Source organism: Polaromonas sp. P1_G4 (genome assembly GCF_056405475.1).
Genome location: NZ_JBFUCA010001069.1, coordinates 1 through 516, shown reverse-complemented (window position 1 = coordinate 516; position 516 = coordinate 1). Strand labels below are relative to the sequence as shown.

1 protein-coding gene is annotated in these 516 nt (G+C 47.9%); it reads left to right on the top strand.

Translation table 11 applies throughout. The features are described from left to right. Window positions 1-516 (top strand): hypothetical protein (locus AC1D1X_RS25420; protein WP_477699654.1); only part of this gene is annotated, 516 nt, incomplete at both ends.

The following is a 516-nucleotide window of genomic DNA, read 5'->3' as shown; positions in this document are numbered from 1 at the left end:
GGTACTCGCTGATTGAAACGAATACACCTCAGGACCTGGAAAAGTATCAAACGAAGGTCGGCCAGGAAAACTGGAAAGCCTATTTAAAGCTCGCGATGAAGGGTGCTGCTGAATACCCCACCCTGCTGCCAGCCTTGCTTAATGACAACTACCTGATTTCAGCAGAAGACTTCAGCAGAAAATACGGCAGCGACTTCGATGCGTTTTATCTCAAGGAATTGCCGTATGGCGTCAAAGAAAAGCTTCTCGATTTCTATTCATCCGATGAAGGAGCGGCCTATCGGTTCGTGAATTCCGGAAATCTCAAATACTCAAGCCTGTTAAGGGAAGGCGATTTCAGCGGCCAGGACAAGAAAGAAATCGCCATTCTGCTCAAGGACACGCGGGAAGGACTGAACGATGCCTACCTCCTCCTGGTGCTCCTCAGAAAGAACGATCCTTCCCTTCATCCGGAGTACTACATCGCATTTAACGAAGTTTTTCCGGGCAAGGTCATCATCGAAACTGTTTATAAAG